The following is a 17965-nucleotide window of genomic DNA, read 5'->3' on the forward strand; positions in this document are numbered from 1 at the left end:
GAACCAGTTGCGGGCCTTGTCGACGGAGGCGGCCATGGTGCACCGCCGCCCGGCCGTGAACGAGTTCACGACCTCTCGGTGCACCATGCGCCGCCATCGCCGTTCTTTGGCGATGGCCACCGGCGGCAGCAGCCACGGCCGGCGCAAGACGGGCTCGCCGTACGAGCGCCCGGGGCTCCTGGACCGCTAACGCGCTTAGCCACCGTCAGCGACTACGTGGCCATGCGCTCCGATGATGCGAACCCCATCGTCGTGGAGGACCAGCTTGGGTGGACTGCCGTCGATACCCGTACCCGAGTACCAAATCGGTTGCTTCGGCGGACTCAGGTACGAAGTCGCCACCCCGGAGTCATCGACGTCGATCCGATTGGCACCTTCGGTTCGCTCGTCACAAACGTAGATACCGGCCGAAGGAGCAGCCTCTGGCCGGCCCGATGGCCAACCTTTCAAACGAAAATCCGGCTGATTGTTTCGGCTGCACGGCGGAACGTTTCGCCGGACACCGTTCACCGATATTTCGGTGTCTCCGAATTCCCAGCCATGCACCCATAAAATCGGGCGTCCTTCATAGGTGTCGAAGATGATCTCGACATATCCCCCTGGTGGAGTTCTTTCCGTGACCTCGAATGACTCATCGGGCTCCAACTCGAACGCCATCGTGCAGTGACTGAGCCTGACGGTTATCGCAGCGCTCAACGCGCTGGCCACCTGCACCGTATTGACGATCGACGACATGCTCACCGCCTCAGTGTAACGCCGCCCCCCACGCCACAAGATGAGACAAGCGCCCCGCGTCTCACTAGTCATCGGAAAGACATGTATTTTTCGCACTCGGCAGCGCCGGAAGCGAAACCCGACCGGACCCTGCCAAGTCCCCATGCGCCGATTCTAAAGTGGAGAGTCCCACTCAGAGCCAAGCCTATGGAAAGCCGACGCCCACCGTGCGGAACTTGGCGGTATTCAACCCCGAGTTGACACCACAGTCCGGGCGGTGCGGCGGATCGAAAGCGCTTCCCCCGCTAATACCGCGACCTACCGTGGTGCCACATTCAAACGACCATGAAAACAACGTTTCCGCTGATAACTCAACCCGTGCCGGCGGATCGGCCTGTGCGCCCTAGACTCGGCGCCATGGACAGGATCGACAGCGGCAGCCGGACGATCGCCGCCCCGCCCGAGACCGTCTACCAGGCGCTCCTGGACCGGGAGTCGCTCGAAGCCTGGCTGCCGCCCGAGGGGATGCGCGGCCGGATCGAGCACTGGGATCCGCGCCCCGGCGGCGGCTTCCGCATGATCCTCACCTACCTCGACGCGTCCGCCGCGCCCGGCAAATCGTCGGACGCGACGGACGTCGTCGAGGTCGGGTTCGCCGAGCTGGTGCCCGCGGAACGCGTGGTGCAAAGGGCCGTCTTCGAGTCCGAAGACCCCGCGTTCGCGGGCACCATGACGATGACCTGGACGCTGGCCGCCGCGGGCGACGGCACCGAGGTGACCGTCACCGCGACGGACGTGCCGTCCGGCATCGGACAGGCCGATCACGAAGCCGGGATCGCCTCTTCGCTGGCCAATCTGGCTTCCTTCGCCGAAACGCGCTGACGGCCGGACGCGATCACGATCGCGGCGAGGACGGCCATCACCAGCGGCACGACCAGCGCCGCCCGGAAGCCACCGAGCGCGGCCTCCCGCGAACCGTCGCCGAGCGCGGCGACGTTGACGGCGGTCACCGCGGACAGCCCGAGCGCCGCGCCGAACTGGAACGCCGTGTACAGCAGCCCGCCCGCGAGGCCCTGTTCGTCCTCGGCGATCCCGTCGGTGGCGACGATCGTCAGCGGACCGTAGGCGAGCGCGAACCCCAGCCCGAGGATGATCATCGACGGGAACATCGCCGCGTACGTCCAGTCCAGGCCCAGCGGCAGGAAGAGCGCATACGCCACGGCGGCGAGTACGAGCCCGCCGAAGATCAGCCGGGTGTTGCCGAACCTCGCCACCAGCCGCGGGGTCAGCGTCGGCGCGAGGATCGCGTCGATCCCAACGGCCAGCAGCGCCAAGCTCGTCTCCAAGGTCGACCAGCCCCGGAGTTCCTGCAGGTAAAGCGTGACGAGGAACTGGAAGCCGAAGAACGAACCGGCGAACAGCAGGGCGCTGACGTTCGCCCGCACCAGCGGGCCCGACTTCAGGATGCCCAGCCGCACCAGCGGCGCGGGCGAGCGCCGTTCGACGGCCACGAAGGCCGCCAGCGCCGCCACTCCCCCGGCGAACGACGCGAGGGTCCAGCCCCAGCCCTGTCCGGGGTGTTCCAGCCGGACCACGGCGTAGGCGATCAGCAGCATCGCCACGGTCACGGTGAGCGCTCCGGGGAAGTCCAGGCGGCGCGGTACGCGTTCCTCACCGGCCGGTTCCTTGATGAGCCACAGCGCGGCGAGCAGGATGACGGCGGACAGGATCACCGGTGTGAAGAACACCCAGCGCCAGTCGATCCTGGTCAGCAGGCCGCCGATGACCAGGCCGAGCGAGAAGCCGCCCGCCCCGGTGCCGGCGTAGAACAGCAGCGCCTTGTTGCGTTTCGGGCCCTCCTCGAAGCTCGTGGTGATGATGGACAGCCCGGCCGGGGTCATGAAGGCAGCGGCGACGCCGGTGACGAACCGGGCGAGCAGCAGCATCCAGCCTTCGGTGGCGAACCCGCCCAGCCCGGAGAAGACGAGGAACACCACCAGCCAGGCGAGGAACATGCGGCGGCGGCCGTACATGTCGGCGGCGCGCCCGCCCAGCAGCATGAACCCGCCGTAGCCGAGGACGTAGGCGCTCACGACGCCGCTCAGCGTCGCCGTCGACAGCCCGAGTTCGGCCCGGATGGACGGCAGCGCCACGTTGAGCATCGCGACGTCGATGCCCTCCAGGAAGATGGCGCCGCACAGCACTACGAGCACGCCCCAGGCCCGCCCGCCCATCCGGTCGGCGCGCGGAAGCGTTTGCGAGTTGCTCAAGATCGGATCTCCCTCAGTGAACGGGAACCGACGGTTACTCATCAGCCGGTCGGTTCCCTCTTGTAACCAAGGGGATCTTCCGTCACCATCGATGACCATGGAAGAAGGCACTTTGAACTCACCCAGTCGTTGTGAACTCACCGAGGAGGACTACGAGGCCTTCCAGTGGGACACGCGCGAGGACTGTGAGGTCCGCCAGATCCTCGACCGGGTGGCGGACAAGTGGTCGCTGCTGGTCATCGCGCTGCTCGACCGGAACACGCTGCGGTTCACCGAGCTCAAGTACAAGATCGACGGCATCAGCCAGCGCATGCTCACCACCACGCTGCGGCACCTCGAACGGGACGGCCTGGTGAGCCGCACCGTCTATCCGGTGGTGCCACCGCGCGTCGAGTACGCGCTGACACCGCTGGGGATCACGCTGCACAAGACGATCCAGTCGCTGGTCACCTGGACCGAGGACCACCAGAGCGAGATCGCCCTCGCGCGCGCCCAGTACGACAAACGCGTCACCGCCTAGGGAGCCGTATGGCCAGGCTGTCCGGAGGGGATCCGTCACTGCTGCGGCGGCTCAACGCCATCGCCGTCCTGCGGGCGCTGTACGAGGCCGAGGAACTCACCCTCGCGGAACTGGTCAAGGCGAGCGAGGTGTCCCGTCCGACGGTCGAGGAGATCGCCGCCGACCTCGGCGAACAGGGGCTGGTCGAGGAGGTCCCGCTTCCTCCCGGCGCGCCGCGGCCGGTGGGGCGGCCTGCCAAGCGATACCGCTTCCGCCACGAGTCCGGGCACGTCGCCGGCCTGGAGATCGGCCCGCATCAGGCGTTGTGCCTGGTCGCCGATCTGCGGGGCGAGGTCGTCGGGCGGGCGAAGGCCGGACTCACCCCGGAGACGGACGCGGCCGACCGGCTCGGCACCGCGCACCGGGTGCTCGCCACGGCCGTGGAAGGCCACGTCGACGTGCGGGTGCTCGGCATCGGCACGACCGGCGTGGTGTCCGGCGGCAAGGTCGTCCGCAACCACCGCCTCCCCGGCTGGACCGGCGTCGACCTGCCCGCGGAGTTCGGCGGCGGCTGCCCGGTACTGGCCGGGAACGACACCGGGCTCGCCACGCTGGCCGAACACTGGCGCGGTGCCGCGCGCGGTGTCGAGGACGTCGTCTACGTGCGGGCCGGGCGCACCGTCTCGCTGGGCCTGCTGCTCGGCGGGAAGCTGCATACGGGCCACCACGGCGCGGCGGGCGAGATCGGCGCCCTGCGACCGGCAGGCGGGTTCGCGGAGCTCGTCGCCGCCACCGTCCTCGCTGTCGACCCGCACCTGGTGGTGTGCGGCGGCACCGGGGAGCTGGCCACGGAACTGCGCGCCGAACTGGCCAGGCTGTGCCTCTTCCCGGTGCGTGTCGAGACCTCGGCCCTCGGCGAAGACTCGGTGGCGCTCGGCGCGGTCCGGCTGGCGCTGAGCCGGGTGGAGCGCGACCTGTTCAGCGTCGCGGATGTCGCCTGAGCAGGCCGATCACCACGATCAGCACGGCCACCGCACCGCTGGTGAACAGCTGCGTCCGCGCGTCGGCGTCCGTCCACATGAGAATGAGCACGCCCGCCATCGCGATCAGCGCGACCCAGCTGAGCCACGGGAAACCCCACATCCGCACCGGCAGGTCCGCGGCCGTGCCGTCGCGGTCGGCGGCGCGGCGCAGCTTGAGCTGGGAGATCGCGATGAAGATCCAGACCAGGAGGATGTTCGCGCCGATGGCGTTCAGCAGGAACGGCAGGACGTGTTCGGGGGCGAGGAAGTTCAGCAGTACGGCCACGAAACCGAAGGCCACCGACGCGAGCACCGCCGTCCGCGGGACGCCGGCGGAGGACAGCTTCAGCATCGCGCGCGGCGCTTCACCGCGTCCGGCCAGGGAGAACACCATCCGCGAGGCGCCGTAGAGGTTCGCGTTCAGCGCCGAGAGCAACGACGTCAGCACGACGAAACTCATCAGGAGCGCGGCCGACGGCACCCCGATCCGCTCCAGGATGGTCACGAACGGGCTGGTGTTGGCCGAAGCGGTCTCCCACGGCAGCAACAGCACCATCAGCGCCACGGAACCGACGTAGAACAGCAGCAGCCGCACGATGACCGTGCGCGTGGTGCGCCGGATCGAATCCGCCGGGTCGTCGGACTCCGCCGCGGCGATGGTGACCAGTTCCATGCCGCCGAAGGAGAACGCGACCGCGAGCAGACCGGTCAACACGCCTTGGAGGCCGTTGGGCAGGAAACCGCCGTGCCCGGTGATGTTGTCGAGGCCGACCGGCGACGTACCCGGCAGGATCCCGAACACCGCCAGCGTGCCGAGGACGAGGAAGCCGACCACGGCGGTCACCTTGATCGCGCCGAACCAGAACTCGAACTCCCCGAACGAGCGCACGGCGAACAGGTTCACCACGGTCAGCACGGCCATGAACAGCAGCACCCAGGTCCACTGTGGAATCTGCGGCAGCAGGCCGTTCGCGATCCCGGCCGCCGCGGTGGCCTCGGCCGCGACCACGACCACCAGCAGCGACCAGTACAGCCAGCCGACGGTGAACCCGGCCCAGCGACCGAGCGCCTTTTCCGCGTACACCGAGAACGAACCGCTGCTCGGCTCGGCGGCGGCCATCTCGCCCAGCATGCGCATCACGAGCACCATGAGCAGACCCGCGACCACGTACGAGAGCAGGATGCCGGGGCCCGCGGTCTTGATCCCCGCGCCGGTACCGACGAACAGCCCGGCGCCGATCGCGCCGCTGATGGCCAGCATGGTGACGTGCCGCCGCCGGAAACCGGTACCGAGCGATCGGGTCTCGATCGCGGTCACGGGTTCGGCGGGACCTGGTGCGGGCATGGCGAATCCATTCGTCTGCGGTACTGGGAGCTCAACCGCGGGCCAACTCTTCCAGCCGCTCATGGAGCCGGTCGACGTGGTCCTCGCTTTCGGGCTTCATCAGCACGCTACGCAGGATCCGCGCGCCGTCCGCATCCGCGTCGACCCCGGTGTGACGCAGACCGAACCGCGGCTCGCTCACCCGCAGCGTGCTGAGGAACACCGGTTCCCGCGCGGCGGCCATGCCGTTGCGCAGGATCCGAGCGCTCGCCTGGTCGATGTTCGACAGCGAAAGCGGTTCCGTGCGCGGGAAGTAGGTGACGATGTCGAGTTCCGGTGGCTGATACAGGTCGAACCGCTCGGAGTCCTCCAGCAGCTTCGCCCACCGCAACGCCGCGCGCCGCCCGGCCGCGAGCACCCGGCCCAGCCCGTCGGGTGTGGGCGGCAGCACCCGGAAGGTGAGCCACAACGCGGCGGCGGCCGCCCCCGCCCGGGAGCATTCGAGGCTGATCTCGCCGAGGTGCAGGTCTTCCGAGGTGAAGTAGGTGTACGGCGAATCGTGCAGGTAGAACCGGCCCGCCGCGGGATCCTTGAACAGCACCGCGCCGCAACCGTAGGGCTGGAGGCCGTGCTTGTGCGGGTCGATGACGATCGAATCGGCCTCGGCGATGGCGAGCCATGGGGCTTCGGGGAGCCCTTCGGGACCGTCCAAACCGGACAGAAGCCGGAAGAAACCACCGTAGGCGGCATCGACGTGCACCCGGACGCCGTAGCGGTCCCGCAGCGCCAGCGCCTCGTGGACCGGCTCCACCGTGCCGAGCGCGGTCGTGCCGGCGGTGAGCACCACGGTGCCGATCTTCCCGGTGCGCAAGAGTTCTTCGAGCGCGTCGAGATCCATCGCGCCGCGCGCGTCGACAGGCACCGTATGCCCCTCGACGCCGAGCACCCCGCACATCCGGCCGTGCGTGTAGTGCGCCTCGGCGCTGTACGCGATCCCCTTGCCCGGATGCGTTTCCCGCGCGACGAACAGCGCCTCCAGGTTCGCCATCGTGCCGCTGGTGGTCAGGTGCCCCAGATGTTCCCGGTAGCCGAACATCGTGGCCAACTGCCGGACGACCTCGCGTTCCATCTCCGCGGTCGCGGGGCCGCCGTCGAGCGCGTGGTTGTTGGGATTGACCAGCATCGCGGCCAGGTAGCCGACCACCGCGGCCGGATGCGGCGGTTTGAGCATCTGGCCGGCATAGGACGGGTGGAAGAACGGGTAGTTGTCCTTCAACCGCTCGGTGAGCTCTTCGAACGCGGCTTCGAACCGACCGTCGGAGATCTCCAGCGACGGATGCGGCCGGAAGGAACCGAACGTCTCCGCCCACGCCTCGTTCGACGTCAACGCCTGACCGAGCCAGTACCGGAAGTCCATCAAGCGCGCCCCTCGCATCGTTCGGCTCCAAAAAACGTAGGAGTCGGCGGAGGTCTCGCGCAACCGTCTTCGGTAGGGGTCAGCTCTTCCGGGTACGCCGCTCCTCGCCCTTCTCCTCCAGCTGCCGGACGATCTCACGCAGCGAAGCGGCCAGTTCGGTGCAGTCCGCAGGGCTGAGCCGTGCGGTGACGAACGCTTCCTCCTGGTTGAACTCCGGGAAGAGCTCCCGCATCAGGCGCTCGCCTTCCGGGGTCAGCGCGAGCAGCACCAGACGTCCGTCGACCGGATGTTTGCGGCGGGTGACCAGGCCGTGCGCCTCCAGGGTCTTCATGACCCCGGTCAGCGTCCCCTTGGTGATACCGGACTCCGCGGCCACGTGCCGGGTCTCCTTCTCGCCGAAGATCCACACCACCCACAGCACCACGAACGCGGTCCAGGTGAGACCGGCGGTGCGCAGGACCGAGTTCTCGAAATGCAGCCGGACGGCGGTCGCGGCGCGGTGGAGATTGGCCACCGCCTCCATCCGCTCCCACAGCAGCGGGATCCCGCCCAGCTTGGCCCGCACGGCGTTCTCGGTCTCGGCCAGTGTGTGATACCCGGTCAACAGCCACATCCTCACCGGCACCGGAGGTACCAGCCGATGGGCGCGCACCCCCGCGCACCCGCTCCGCAGATCGTATGCGGAACGGGCGGGAGTCCACAGTGGTCTTCCGGGGCTAGGCGGCGGACGCGAGCGGCTCCAGGAGATCCTGTCCTGTTTCGGACAACTCCGCGGGTACCCGGCTGCCGGGAACGCCACCGGCGGGCATCCGGATCAGCCCGGCGTGGGCGAGGCGGTGGGCCGTGCTCTGGTCGCTGCACGGCAGGCCGTCGACATAGAGATCCGGCTCCAGGCTGACGGTGATCTCAGCCCGGCCCTGAGCCACCGCTCGCAACATGGCCAGGGCCCGGCATGACAGGCCTTCGGGATCTTTGGCTCTCTCGTTCATTCGGGGTCACTCCTCTGACCTGGGAGTTTCCCGTTCACCGCGGTTCAAACATGACACCGGTCACCGTGCGGGGACAGCCGCGCGATGCTCGGCGATGTCGCCGAACAGGTCGCCCAGCTCCTCGACGCGCTCGAGCACCTGCTCGGCGGTGAACAGCAGATCCTCGGCCTTGCGGCAGGCTTCGACCTCCTCCCAGGTCACCGGCGTGGAGACGGTCGGGATGGCGCGGCCCCGCAGCGAGTACGGCGCGATGGTGGTCTTGGCGGTGTTGTTCTGGCTCCAGTCGATGAACACGCGACCGGGGCGGATGGCCTTCGTCATCCTCGCGACCACGGTTTCCGGTGAGCGGCGCGCGAGTTCCTCCGCGACGGCCTTGGCGTACTCGGAGGTGCGTTCGTCGGATCGCGTACGAACCGGGCAGTACAGCTGCATTCCCTTGTTGCCGCTCGTCTTCGCGTACACCGTGAGGCCGTCCCCGACGAGCAGATCGCTGAGGATCTCGGCCACCCGGCAGCAGTCGACGACGTCCGCGGGCGGCCCGGGATCGAGGTCGAACACCAGCAGATCGGGCGATCTCCGCGCGCCGCGCGGGCCGACCGTCCACTGTGGAATGTGCAGTTCCAGTGCGGCGAGATTGGCCGCCCACATCAGGGTGGGCAGGTCGCCGACGACCGGGTAGTCGAGCGTCTCGTCCCCACCCCGGCGGCCGCGATTGGTGAGCCGGGCCGTGCGCACCCAGTCGGGCGCGTGCCGGGAAACGTTCTTCTCGTAGAACGGTTCGCCGTCGACGCCGTCCGGGAACCGGCGGAACGTGGCGGCGCGATCGCGCAGATGGGGGAGTATGACGGGGGCTATCCGGCGGTAATAGTCGAGGACCTCGCGCTTGGTGAAACCGTGCGCGGGGTAAAGCACCTTGTCCAGATTGGACAGGCCCAGCCGTCGCCCCTCGACCTCGACCGTTATCCGCTCTTCAGGCACCCTTCGACGATAGATCACCGGCGGGGTTTCCGGGGTACCGTGAGGCATGAGCACCGTGCCGGACGCGATCGCCCCGATGCTGGCGACCGACGGTGACCTGCCCACCGGCGGCTGGGGCTACGAATACAAATGGGACGGCTACCGCTGCTGCCTGCGTGTCGCACGGGACGGCGAGACGCGCCTGACCAGCCGCCGCGGCCTCGACATCACGGCGACGTACCCGGACGTGACCGCCGAAGCGCTCAGCGGCCGCGAGGCCATCCTCGACGGCGAAATCGTCGTCCTCGACGACCAGGGGCGCCCCAGCTTCCCGCTGCTGCAAACGCGGCATCTGCGCACTCCGGACGCATCGCTGCTGGAACGCAGCCCAGTGCACTTCTTCGCCTTCGACGTGCTGTTCCTCGACGGCGACGCCCTGCTCGACGAGCCGTACGAGGCTCGGCGCGAGGTGCTGACGTCGTTGGGGGCGGGCGGGCGCATCGCCGTCCCGCCGGCGTACACCGACGGCGACATCTCCCCCGATCAGCTGCTCGAAGTCGTCCGGCAACACGGGCTCGAAGGGCTGATCGCGAAGAAGCTCGACAGCCGGTACCACCCCGGCAAGCGGACTCGGCACTGGATCAAACGGGCGCTGTGGCACACCCGGGAGGTCGTGATCGGCGGCTGGCGCCCCGGCGACGGTCGGCGCTCGGGGACACTCGGCGCGTTGCTGCTGGGCGCGTACGACGAATCCGGCGGCCTTCGGTACATCGGCGACGTCGGGACGGGCTTCAGCGACAAGGTCCTGGGAGATCTCCACGCCCGGCTCACCCCGCTGGAGCGGAAGAAGCCACCGTTCACTTCGGAGGTCCCCCGCGATCGGGCACGGGGGGTGCGCTGGGTCGAGCCCGAGCTCGTCGGGGAGGTCGTCCACCGGAACTGGACCCCGGACGGCCGCCTGCGGCACACGACCTGGCGAGGACTGCGGGCGGACAAGACACCCGAGGACGTCACACTTCCCTCCGCTGGATGAAGCGCAGCATGTTCCCGGAGGGGTCGAGGAAGGCACAATCGCGGGCTCCGTCGGGCTGGTCGATCGGTTCCTGCATCACTTCCGCGCCCGCCGCCTCGATGCGCTCGAAAGTGCCGTCGCAGTCGTCGGTCGCGAAGACGAGACGGCTCAGCAAGGCTTTGGACATCAGGTCTTCGATCGCGGACCGGTCCGACGGTGAGGCACCCCGGTCGGCGCCGGGCGGTTCGAGGACGATCCGCACGTCCGGCTGCGAAGGCGGGCCGACACTCAACGGTCCGTCGTTCCACACGGTGAAGCCGAGCACGTCACGGTAGAAGCCGAGCGCGCTGCCGAGATCGTGGACGGCGAGCGTGCAGGAGGAGAACCGGAGGTCCATACCGGTCAGACTTCGCTGACTTTGGCGCTGAGAAAGGCGATGTCGCGGCCCCGGAGGCGCTCCGGGTCGGTGTCGATGTCGATCCGGGTGATCTTCCCGTCGCCGAAGCTGAACGTGAAGACGGCCTTCGCCTCGCCGCGATGCGACCAGACGGCCGACGGAACGCCGTCGACCAAGGCAAGCCGGGCCGCCTCGGCGCGTCCGGAGAAGAAGGCCGCCACCGCTTGGCCGCCGCGGACCTCGCCGACCACGGCATCCGGGTCGAGCAGTTCGAGCAGGGCTTCGAAATCCCCGTTCCGGGCGGCGGCCAGGAAGGCGGCGATGACCTCCCGCTTCGGGGATCGCGCGGCGTCGGTCTCGTCCGAGGCGGTCTGCACCCGGCGCCGCGCCCGGCTCGCGAGCTGCCGGGACGCGGCCGGGGAACGGCCGAGGATAGTGCCGATCTCACCGAACGACACGGCGAACACGTCGTGCAGGACGAACGCGAGCCGCTCGGCGGGGGTCAGCCTGTCCAGCACCACCATCAGCGCGACCCCGACCGAGTCGGCCAGCAACGCCTCGTCCTCCGGGTCTTCCTGGGCGATGTCCGGCGCGGCGGGCTCGGGCGGTAGCGCCCCGGCGGACTCCTCCCGCCTGGCGCGACGGGATTCCAGCATGTTCAGGCACACCCTGGCGACGACCGTGGTCAGCCAGCCCGCCGGATTCTCGATCTCGCCGGTGTCCGCGCGGCTGACCCGCAGCCACGCCTCCTGCACCGCGTCCTCGGCCTCCCCGGGTGAGCCGAGGATCCGGTAGGCCACCGCCCGCAAGCGGCTCTGGTGCTCGGCGAACCGCTCGCTCACCCAATCGTGCTCGGCCATCTGTCACATTCCTCCGTCCAGGTCGGTCACATCGAATGACCGGTGAACCCGTCCCGATGTGACATCGCCGGTCCGTCCACCTTCACGACCCCACGGGAGAACCTCATGAAAGCGCACGTCAGCTCGATCCTCCTCGGTGTCCAGGACCTGGCCAGGTCCAAGGCGTTCTACACCGAGGGGCTCGGCTGGAAGATCAAGGACGACTACGGCGTCTCGGTGTTCTTCGAACCGGACGGCGGCTCGCGGGTCGGCTTCTACGGCCGCGAAGGACTGGCCGGTCAGGTGGGCACGAGCGCCGAAGGCAGCGGGTTCAGCGGGCTGGTCCTCACCTACGTCGTCCGCAGCGAAACCCGCGTCGACGAGGTCGTCGCGGAGGCGGAAAAGGCCGGCGCCACGATCCTGAAACCCGCGGGCGCCCTGCCGTGGGGTGGGTACGGCGGCACCTTCGCGGACCTGGACGGCTACATCTGGAGCATCGGTTACAGCCCGAAGGGGACGGATCAGCCGTACGCGGAGTGATCACCGCGTGAGCCTGGCCCCTCGCTCCGCGCGAGGGGCCGGGACCGTGTCCCCGGCGTGTCAGTGCCGTGGCGGTCCGGTGTCAGGCCGGTCGGTGATCGTTGCTTTCACCACGAGAGATCACCACCACCGAGGAGTTCGAGATGTCTGTTTTCCCCACGCCGGAGCCGATCACCGCCACGCTGACCATCGCCGGTGCCCGGGTGCGCGTCGCCGCGAGCGAGCGCCCGGACACGGTGGTGCTGGTCGAGCCGATCGACGCCGCGAGCAAGTCGGACGTGAAGGTCGCCGCGAACACCAAGGTCGGCTTCGACGGCGGGAAACTGTCGATCGAGACGAAAAAGGCAGGCGGCAAGAACGGCTCGGTCGCGATCACCGTCGAGGTGCCCACCGGTTCACGGCTGGTGCTGAACACGGCTTGGTCGGACGTGAACGCCGAAGGCCAGTTCGGCGACTGCTCGCTGGAGATGTCGTCGGGCCGGATCCACCTCGACCGCGTCACGGCGGTGCGCGGCGACCTCGCGGCCGGCGAGGTCGTGATCGGGCACGTCGCCGGGACCGTGGACGTGGAAGGCGGCTCGGCCGGAGTCCGGATCGGCGAGGTCGGCGGCGTCGTCAGGTACTCGGGTGCGACCGGAAAGGTCTGGATCGGGCACGCGCGGTCCGACGTCGACCTCGCCGGTTCGAGCGGCAGTTTCGACATCGACCGCGCCGACGGCGACGTCGTCGCACAGGCCGCCAACTGCCCGATCCGCATCGGGCGGCTGTCGCGCGGTTCCGCCGAACTGGCGAACGCGTCCGGTGGCATCGAGGTCGGCGTCGAAGCGGACGCCGCGTCGGTGGATGCCAAGAGCACCAAGGGATCCGTGCGCAACTCCGTCGCCGACGGCGAGGGCGGCGTCAAGGTCCACGCGCGCACGCGGCTCGACGACATCGTCATCCACCGCGCCGCGTGAGCCTCGGGCCGCGTGAGCCCCGGGTCGGGGTGGTCGCAATTAGTCACCTAATTGCGACCACCTCCGCGTTGTTTCGCCTTGCGCTTGATTGCTGAATTCGGGCGTCTTGGGGCTTCTCTTCGCTCGCTTCGCGCTCTTCGCGCTCTTAAAACTCCTTCGCTACTGCCATTTTTCGGCAATTTCCTCGCTGGGCCGTTTGGACTAGCGCAAGTGTTCGAGTTGGAGTAGCTTTGAGGTCGTGGCCAGCGATGATGCACCCCCTAAGACGTCCACCGAGTGGTGGCGCGTCGATACCGCGACGCTGCATGCCCGTAAACAAGAACTGGAAGTCCTGAAGCGGCGGGCGGATGCGGAGCAGAACGCGATCCTGGCGGAAATCAATTCCCGCGGGGTACGCGGGTGCAGCGGGCATTCGACCTTGGCGGCATTGATATTCGAGGACTTCCTGGTGACCGACAAGGAAGCCTCCGCCCGCGCCGACCGCGTCCTGGCGTTGCACCCCGGCCCCTCGATCGGCGGTGAGGCTGAACCACCGCTGGCCCCGTTGACCGCTCAGGCTGCTGCGGAGGGCGCGATCGGCGGGTCGCAGGTCGACGCGATCATCCGCACCCTGGCCCGTATCCCGTCCAGCGTGCCGGAGGAAGACGTGCGGGCGGGGGAGGCGATCCTGGTCGAGTTGGCTCGTCGGGCGGGGCCGCGGCAGATCGCCCGCGCCGGACGGCGTCTGCTGGACGAACTCGACCCCGACGGGAAAGAACCCCGTAACGAGGACCCGAAAGACACTCGGCCGGAGTTGCGGTTCGTCAAGCACCGCGACGGCACTCTCGGCCTGAAGGGCACCCTCGATCTGGAGACCTATGCCCGGTTGAAATCCGATCTGGATCCGATGGCCAAGCCGCATAAGGCGATCGACGGGGTGCGGGACTCCCGCAGCCAGGACGAACGCTACGGGGACGCGTTCACCGACTATGTGCGGTTGAAGACGACCAGCCGTAACCTTCCCGGCCAAGCCGGCGAGGCGACCCACATCCTGGTCACCATGTCCTACGACGACTTGATCCGGGACATCGGCGAAGCGCACCTGGATCTGGTCGGGCCGATCAGCGCCACCGACGCCCGCATCCTCGCCTGCGACGCCCGCGTCCGACCAGGCGTCCTCGGCACCGCGGGAGAACCACTGGACATCGGCCGGTCGAAACGCACCGTGTCCCTCGCCCAGAAGTATGCGTTGACGATCCGCGACGGCGGTTGCGCGTTCCCGGGCTGCGACATGCCAGTGCCGCGCTGTACGGCCCATCACATTGTGTTCTGGCGACACCACGGCGAAACGAAAATCGACAACCTCGTCCTGCTCTGCACCAAACACCACCGCCTCATCCACCACAGCGAATGGAAAGTCCAAATCGCCCAAGACGGACTGCCAGAGTTCACTCCGCCCGCCTACCTCGACCCCACCGGGACGCCGAGACGGAACACCATGCACCTCAGAACATAGGCCGAACTCTGCGAGAAACCGCCTAAGCTCGACGACAACCCACCTTGGAGTCGCCCGATGAGACTGGCGTGGGATGGCTACCTCAACGGCTGCGACGTGGGCGGCTTGCCCTCGGCCGATGGCCGGCGGGTCCGTTCGGCGCGCTTTTCCGATCGGACAGCCATAACCGGTTGACCGCCGAAGGAATCGCGGCGGTCCGCCGCGCGGGGATCGGTCGCATACTGGACCTCCGGTGGGCAAGGGAGACCATGTCGGAACCCAGCCCGTTCGCCGTCGCCCCCGTGTACCGCAACACTCCCCTGATCGCCGAGCCGGGCCGAACAAGGCACGACCATGCCGGACGCCTACCGGACCATGCTCGACGAAACCAGCGCCGGATCGCGGACGTCTTCGTTCGGTTGGGTGACGCACCGCCCGGCCCGCTCGCGGTGCACTGCACTGCCACGATCCTCCGGATGCTGGCTCATCTGAACGACCGGCACGGAGGCGTGCGCACGTACCTACTGCAGGGCGGAGCGACCCATGCCCGGCTCGGGCGAATACGGAACCGCCTGCTTTCCTCGTGAGAGCCAAGACGAACGCGCACTCAGACCGCGAACCGCTCCAACGCCGCCAGCTTCCACGCCAGTTTCACGTCACTCGAGCGATGTCCCGAGTCGTCGTCGATCAGCAACTCCGCTCCCGGCCAGGCGCGGGCGAGTTCCCAAGCCGTGTCCACCGGGCAGCTCAGGTCCCGGCGGCCGTGGATCAGCACGCCGGGAATGTTCCGCAACAGACCGGCGTCGCGGATCAGCTCGCCGGGTTCCAGCCAGCCCGCGTGGGAGTAGTAATGCGTGACGATGCGCGCGAACGCGAGTTCCCATTCGCCGATCAGGCCATTGTGGACGGTCGCACCCGGTTCCAGTGACAGCACGGTGTCCTCCCAGACACACCAGGAGCGGGCGGCCTCGGTTCGCACCCGGGCGTCGGGGTCTTCCATGAGCCGTGCGTACGCGGCGACCAGGTCGCCGGTGAGGTCACCGCGAAAACGTGCCCATTCTTCGGGGAAGAACCGGCCGACGCCGCGATAGAGCCAGTCGATCTCCGACGGCCGTGTCGTGCTGATGGAGCTGACGACGATCTCGGTGACCCGCTCCGGGAACCGTTCGGCGTAGGCGAGCGCGAGCGTCGTGCCCCACGAGCCTCCGGTGACGAGCCAGCGTTCGACCCTCAGATGCTTCCGTAGCCGCTCCATGTCGGCGACGAGATGATCGGTCGTGTTGTGCCGCAGGTCGGTCGCCGGGTCGCTCGCGTGCGGGGTGCTGCGGCCGCAGCCGCGCTGATCGAACAGCACCGCACGGTAGCGGGCCGGGTCGAACATTCGCCGCATTCCCGGCGTGCAGCCCTGTCCGGGGCCTCCGTGGAGCATGACCGCCGGCTTACCTGCCGGATTCCCGCAGGTCTCCCAGTAGACGGCGTTGCCGTCACCTACATCGAGCAGTCCGCTGTCGTACGGCTCGGCTGGTGGATACAGATCGATCATGAAGCAAGGCTAGACCGTCAGTGAGACCCCGAAACACTTTCGCCGCAACGAAGTTCAGCACACCGGCCCTTTCCTCGCCCCGCCGGAGCGGGCAGATTCAGTGATACCGGCGAAAACCACGGAACGGGGAACCATGTTCACCCTTGGTGTGGAAGAAGAGTTCGTCCTGCTCGACCCGGTGGACGGCTCGGTCGCGTTGCGAGCCCCCGAACTGATCGCAAGCCTCGCCCCCGGACCGGACGTCACCGGTGAGCTGATGCGGTTCCAGATCGAGACCGCGACCGGCGTCTGCCGCGGTCTCGACGAGGTGCGCTCGGAGCTGACGCGGCTGCGGCAGATCGTCGCGACGGCGGCGCGGGCCGACGGTTGCCTGATGGTGGCGACGGGCATCCCGCCCTGCGGCCTGCGGGGAGACGCGCTCACGCCGGAGCCCCGGTACCGGCGGATGGCACAGGCGTTCCCGGACCTGATCCGTGAGGCGGGGACCTGCGCCTGCCATGTGCACGTCGGTCTGCCGTCGCGGGATCTCGGCGCACGGGTCCTCGCCGGGCTGCGGCCGTGGCTCGCGCCGTTGCTGGCGCTCAGCGCCAACTCCCCGGTCGAAAACGGCGCCGACTCAGGATGGTCGAGCAGGCGCTTCCCGCTCTGGGACCGGTGGCCGACGGCGCGACCACCCGAAGAATGGTCCGGCGCGGCCGCGTACGACCGGAGCCTCGCGGAGGCCGTGCGCCACCGCGCCGCCCTCGACGCGGCGGGCGTGTACTTCTACGCCCGGCTTTCCCCGCGGTATCCCACGGTCGAGGTGCGGATCGCCGACGTCTGCCTGTCGGTCGACGACGCGGTGTTGCTCGCCGCGCTGGTGCGCGGACTGGTCGCGACCTGCGCCGAAACCACGAGACCGCCGCGTGCTCGCGGTGCCCGGATCGGCGCGGCGTTGACGGCGGCCGCGCGCCGCGGACTGGACGGGCCGGGCGTCGACGTCTTCACCGGCCGGGAGGCCGATCAGCGCGATCTGCTCGGCGAACTCGTCGAGTTCGTCCGGCCGGCGCTCAGGGCCGCGGGCGACGAGGAGGACGTCGAGCAAGGGTTGGACGCGCTGTTCGGCCACGGCACCGGCGCGACCCGGCAACGCCGATTGCTCGCGGAAGCGGCCTCCCCCGGCGAGTTCGCCGCGGAACTCGCGCACGCCACGATGACCGTCCCGGCCAGGTGAGGCGACCCCGCGTCACAGCCAGCCGGACTCCCTGGCGATCCGCACCGCGTCGACCCGGTTGCGGGCGCTGAGCTTCGAAACGATCGTCGTCAGGTAGTTCCGCACGGTACCGGCGGACAGGAACAGCTCGGCGGCGATCTCGGTCGGGTCGGAGCCGACCGACGCCAGCCGGAGCACCTCGATCTCGCGGGTGGTGAGCGGGCAATCCTCGCTGTCCCAGGCGGCGAGCGCCAGATCGCCGTCGACCACGCGCCGTCCGGCGGCGACCCCGCGGACCGCGTTGGCGAGCCTGTCGGCGGGCGCGTCCTTGCGAAGGAAGCCGTTGACCTTCGCGGCCAGCGCCCGTCGCAGCGTGCCGGGGCTGCCGAGCGAAGTGAGGATCAGCGTGCGGACCGCCGGAAGCCGCTCGTGCAGCTCGGCGGCCGCGGTGAGCCCGTCCTTGCCCGGCAGGTCGATGTCGATGAGCGCGACGTCGGGGCGCGCGGACTGGGCGAGCGGGAGGATCTCGTCGCCGCTCGCGCATTCGGCGACGACCTCGATGTCGGGTTCCAAGCCGAGCAGCGCGACCAGGGCGCCACGGACAATATGCATGTCCTCGGCCACCAGGACCTTGATCATCGACCCCATCTGCCTTTCCACCCGCGTCTCTCCCCCGAGCCGACGATACTATCCTCACATACCCGTTCCGCGAAATGGAAACCGGCCCTTGACCGCCGAGGGGGTGCGCGGTCGAGGGCCGGTTCTGTGTTGTCGCGGGAATACGTTCTTCGCACCACGCCAACACGGTCGGGGTGGTTCC

The 17965-nt window shown here is 68.8% G+C and carries 20 protein-coding genes; 9 read left to right on the forward strand and 11 right to left on the reverse strand.

The annotated features are described in order from the left end of the window. Nucleotides 1-195: 195 nt before the first annotated feature. Nucleotides 196-741 (reverse strand): hypothetical protein, encoded by a 546-nt coding sequence (locus tag BLW75_RS42265; protein WP_143055323.1) that lies wholly within the window; start codon nt 739-741, stop codon nt 196-198. Between the two features lie 390 nt (nt 742-1131). Between BLW75_RS42265 and BLW75_RS14530 the strand changes: the two genes are divergently transcribed. Beyond that, nucleotides 1132-1596: an SRPBCC family protein gene (locus BLW75_RS14530; protein ID WP_034313824.1), complete on the forward strand. Its 465-nt coding sequence runs from the start codon at nt 1132-1134 to the stop codon at nt 1594-1596. On the opposite strand, the gene BLW75_RS14535 is transcribed toward BLW75_RS14530, so the two are convergent. Further along, a complete protein-coding gene (locus BLW75_RS14535) occupies nt 1536-3026 on the reverse strand; it encodes an MFS transporter (protein WP_395766741.1) in 1491 nt (496 codons plus the stop codon). The genes BLW75_RS14530 and BLW75_RS14535 overlap by 61 nt on opposite strands. A 49-nt stretch (nt 3027-3075) precedes the next feature. Between BLW75_RS14535 and BLW75_RS14540 the strand changes: the two genes are divergently transcribed. Together BLW75_RS14540 and BLW75_RS14545 are read left to right on the forward strand one after the other, a co-directional pair. Then, nucleotides 3076-3504: a winged helix-turn-helix transcriptional regulator gene (locus BLW75_RS14540; RefSeq protein ID WP_091597595.1), complete on the forward strand. Its 429-nt coding sequence runs from the start codon at nt 3076-3078 to the stop codon at nt 3502-3504. Nucleotides 3505-3512: 8 nt separating this feature from the next. Next, nucleotides 3513-4484 (forward strand): ROK family transcriptional regulator, encoded by a 972-nt coding sequence (locus BLW75_RS14545; RefSeq protein ID WP_034313821.1) that lies wholly within the window; start codon nt 3513-3515, stop codon nt 4482-4484. Here the strand turns inward: BLW75_RS14545 and BLW75_RS14550 are convergent. The 5 genes from BLW75_RS14550 to ligD (BLW75_RS14570) all read right to left on the reverse strand — a co-directional run bounded on the left by BLW75_RS14550 (nt 4462) and on the right by ligD (BLW75_RS14570) (nt 9213). Further along, nucleotides 4462-5850 carry an amino acid permease gene (locus BLW75_RS14550; protein WP_034313820.1) on the reverse strand — a complete coding sequence of 463 codons (1389 nt, stop codon included), beginning with the start codon at nt 5848-5850 and terminating at the stop codon, nt 4462-4464. The genes BLW75_RS14545 and BLW75_RS14550 overlap by 23 nt on opposite strands. A 31-nt stretch (nt 5851-5881) precedes the next feature. After that, a complete protein-coding gene (locus BLW75_RS14555) occupies nt 5882-7246 on the reverse strand; it encodes a pyridoxal phosphate-dependent decarboxylase family protein (RefSeq protein ID WP_034313818.1) in 1365 nt (454 codons plus the stop codon). Between the two features lie 79 nt (nt 7247-7325). After that, nucleotides 7326-7859, reverse strand: coding sequence for a MarR family winged helix-turn-helix transcriptional regulator (locus BLW75_RS14560; protein WP_091597598.1), 534 nt, complete (start codon nt 7857-7859; stop codon nt 7326-7328). A 103-nt stretch (nt 7860-7962) separates the two neighbouring features. After that, nucleotides 7963-8235 carry a hypothetical protein gene (locus tag BLW75_RS14565; protein WP_034313817.1) on the reverse strand — a complete coding sequence of 91 codons (273 nt, stop codon included), beginning with the start codon at nt 8233-8235 and terminating at the stop codon, nt 7963-7965. A 60-nt stretch (nt 8236-8295) separates the two neighbouring features. Beyond that, entirely contained in the window at nt 8296-9213 is a 918-nt protein-coding gene (gene ligD, locus BLW75_RS14570; protein WP_034313814.1) for a non-homologous end-joining DNA ligase, read from the reverse strand. Nucleotides 9214-9259: 46 nt separating this feature from the next. Here ligD (BLW75_RS14570) and ligD (BLW75_RS14575) point away from each other — a divergent pair, with 46 nt between their 5' ends. Beyond that, a complete protein-coding gene (gene ligD / locus BLW75_RS14575; RefSeq protein WP_034313812.1) occupies nt 9260-10225 on the forward strand; it encodes a non-homologous end-joining DNA ligase in 966 nt (321 codons plus the stop codon). Here ligD (BLW75_RS14575) and BLW75_RS14580 read toward each other — a convergent pair. Both BLW75_RS14580 and BLW75_RS14585 read right to left on the reverse strand, forming a co-directional pair. Then, nucleotides 10203-10601: a VOC family protein gene (locus BLW75_RS14580; RefSeq protein ID WP_034313810.1), complete on the reverse strand. Its 399-nt coding sequence runs from the start codon at nt 10599-10601 to the stop codon at nt 10203-10205. The two genes, ligD (BLW75_RS14575) and BLW75_RS14580, sit on opposite strands and share 23 nt — an antisense overlap. A gap of 5 nt (nt 10602-10606) precedes the next feature. Further along, the gene (locus tag BLW75_RS14585) at nt 10607-11461 is read right to left on the reverse strand and encodes a sigma-70 family RNA polymerase sigma factor (protein ID WP_034313808.1); all 855 of its coding nucleotides are present in this window, start codon (nt 11459-11461) and stop codon (nt 10607-10609) included. A gap of 105 nt (nt 11462-11566) precedes the next feature. Here BLW75_RS14585 and BLW75_RS14590 point away from each other — a divergent pair, with 105 nt between their 5' ends. The 4 genes from BLW75_RS14590 (at nt 11567) to BLW75_RS44185 (ending at nt 14997) form a co-directional block, all read left to right on the forward strand. After that, on the forward strand, nt 11567-11980 hold the full coding sequence (locus BLW75_RS14590; RefSeq protein WP_034314045.1) for a VOC family protein: 414 nt from the start codon (nt 11567-11569) through the stop codon (nt 11978-11980). Between the two features lie 143 nt (nt 11981-12123). Further along, on the forward strand, nt 12124-12936 hold the full coding sequence (locus BLW75_RS14595) for a DUF4097 family beta strand repeat-containing protein (protein WP_034314042.1): 813 nt from the start codon (nt 12124-12126) through the stop codon (nt 12934-12936). A gap of 238 nt (nt 12937-13174) precedes the next feature. Then, nucleotides 13175-14431 (forward strand): HNH endonuclease signature motif containing protein, encoded by a 1257-nt coding sequence (locus BLW75_RS14600; RefSeq protein ID WP_034313806.1) that lies wholly within the window; start codon nt 13175-13177, stop codon nt 14429-14431. Nucleotides 14432-14499: 68 nt separating this feature from the next. Beyond that, on the forward strand, nt 14500-14997 hold the full coding sequence (locus BLW75_RS44185) for a tyrosine-protein phosphatase (RefSeq protein WP_395766740.1): 498 nt from the start codon (nt 14500-14502) through the stop codon (nt 14995-14997). Nucleotides 14998-15017: 20 nt separating this feature from the next. Here the strand turns inward: BLW75_RS44185 and pip are convergent, their stop codons facing one another. Next, a complete protein-coding gene (pip, locus tag BLW75_RS14610; protein WP_034313803.1) occupies nt 15018-15953 on the reverse strand; it encodes a prolyl aminopeptidase in 936 nt (311 codons plus the stop codon). A gap of 133 nt (nt 15954-16086) precedes the next feature. Between pip and BLW75_RS14615 the strand changes: the two genes are divergently transcribed. Next, nucleotides 16087-17166 carry a carboxylate-amine ligase gene (locus BLW75_RS14615; RefSeq protein WP_034313801.1) on the forward strand — a complete coding sequence of 360 codons (1080 nt, stop codon included), beginning with the start codon at nt 16087-16089 and terminating at the stop codon, nt 17164-17166. A 12-nt stretch (nt 17167-17178) separates the two neighbouring features. Here BLW75_RS14615 and BLW75_RS14620 read toward each other — a convergent pair whose 3' ends face one another. Next, nucleotides 17179-17784 (reverse strand): response regulator transcription factor, encoded by a 606-nt coding sequence (locus tag BLW75_RS14620; protein WP_034314039.1) that lies wholly within the window; start codon nt 17782-17784, stop codon nt 17179-17181. Nucleotides 17785-17965 lie beyond the last annotated feature (181 nt).

This window comes from Amycolatopsis lurida, from assembly GCF_900105055.1.
Lineage (GTDB): Bacteria > Actinomycetota > Actinomycetes > Mycobacteriales > Pseudonocardiaceae > Amycolatopsis > Amycolatopsis lurida.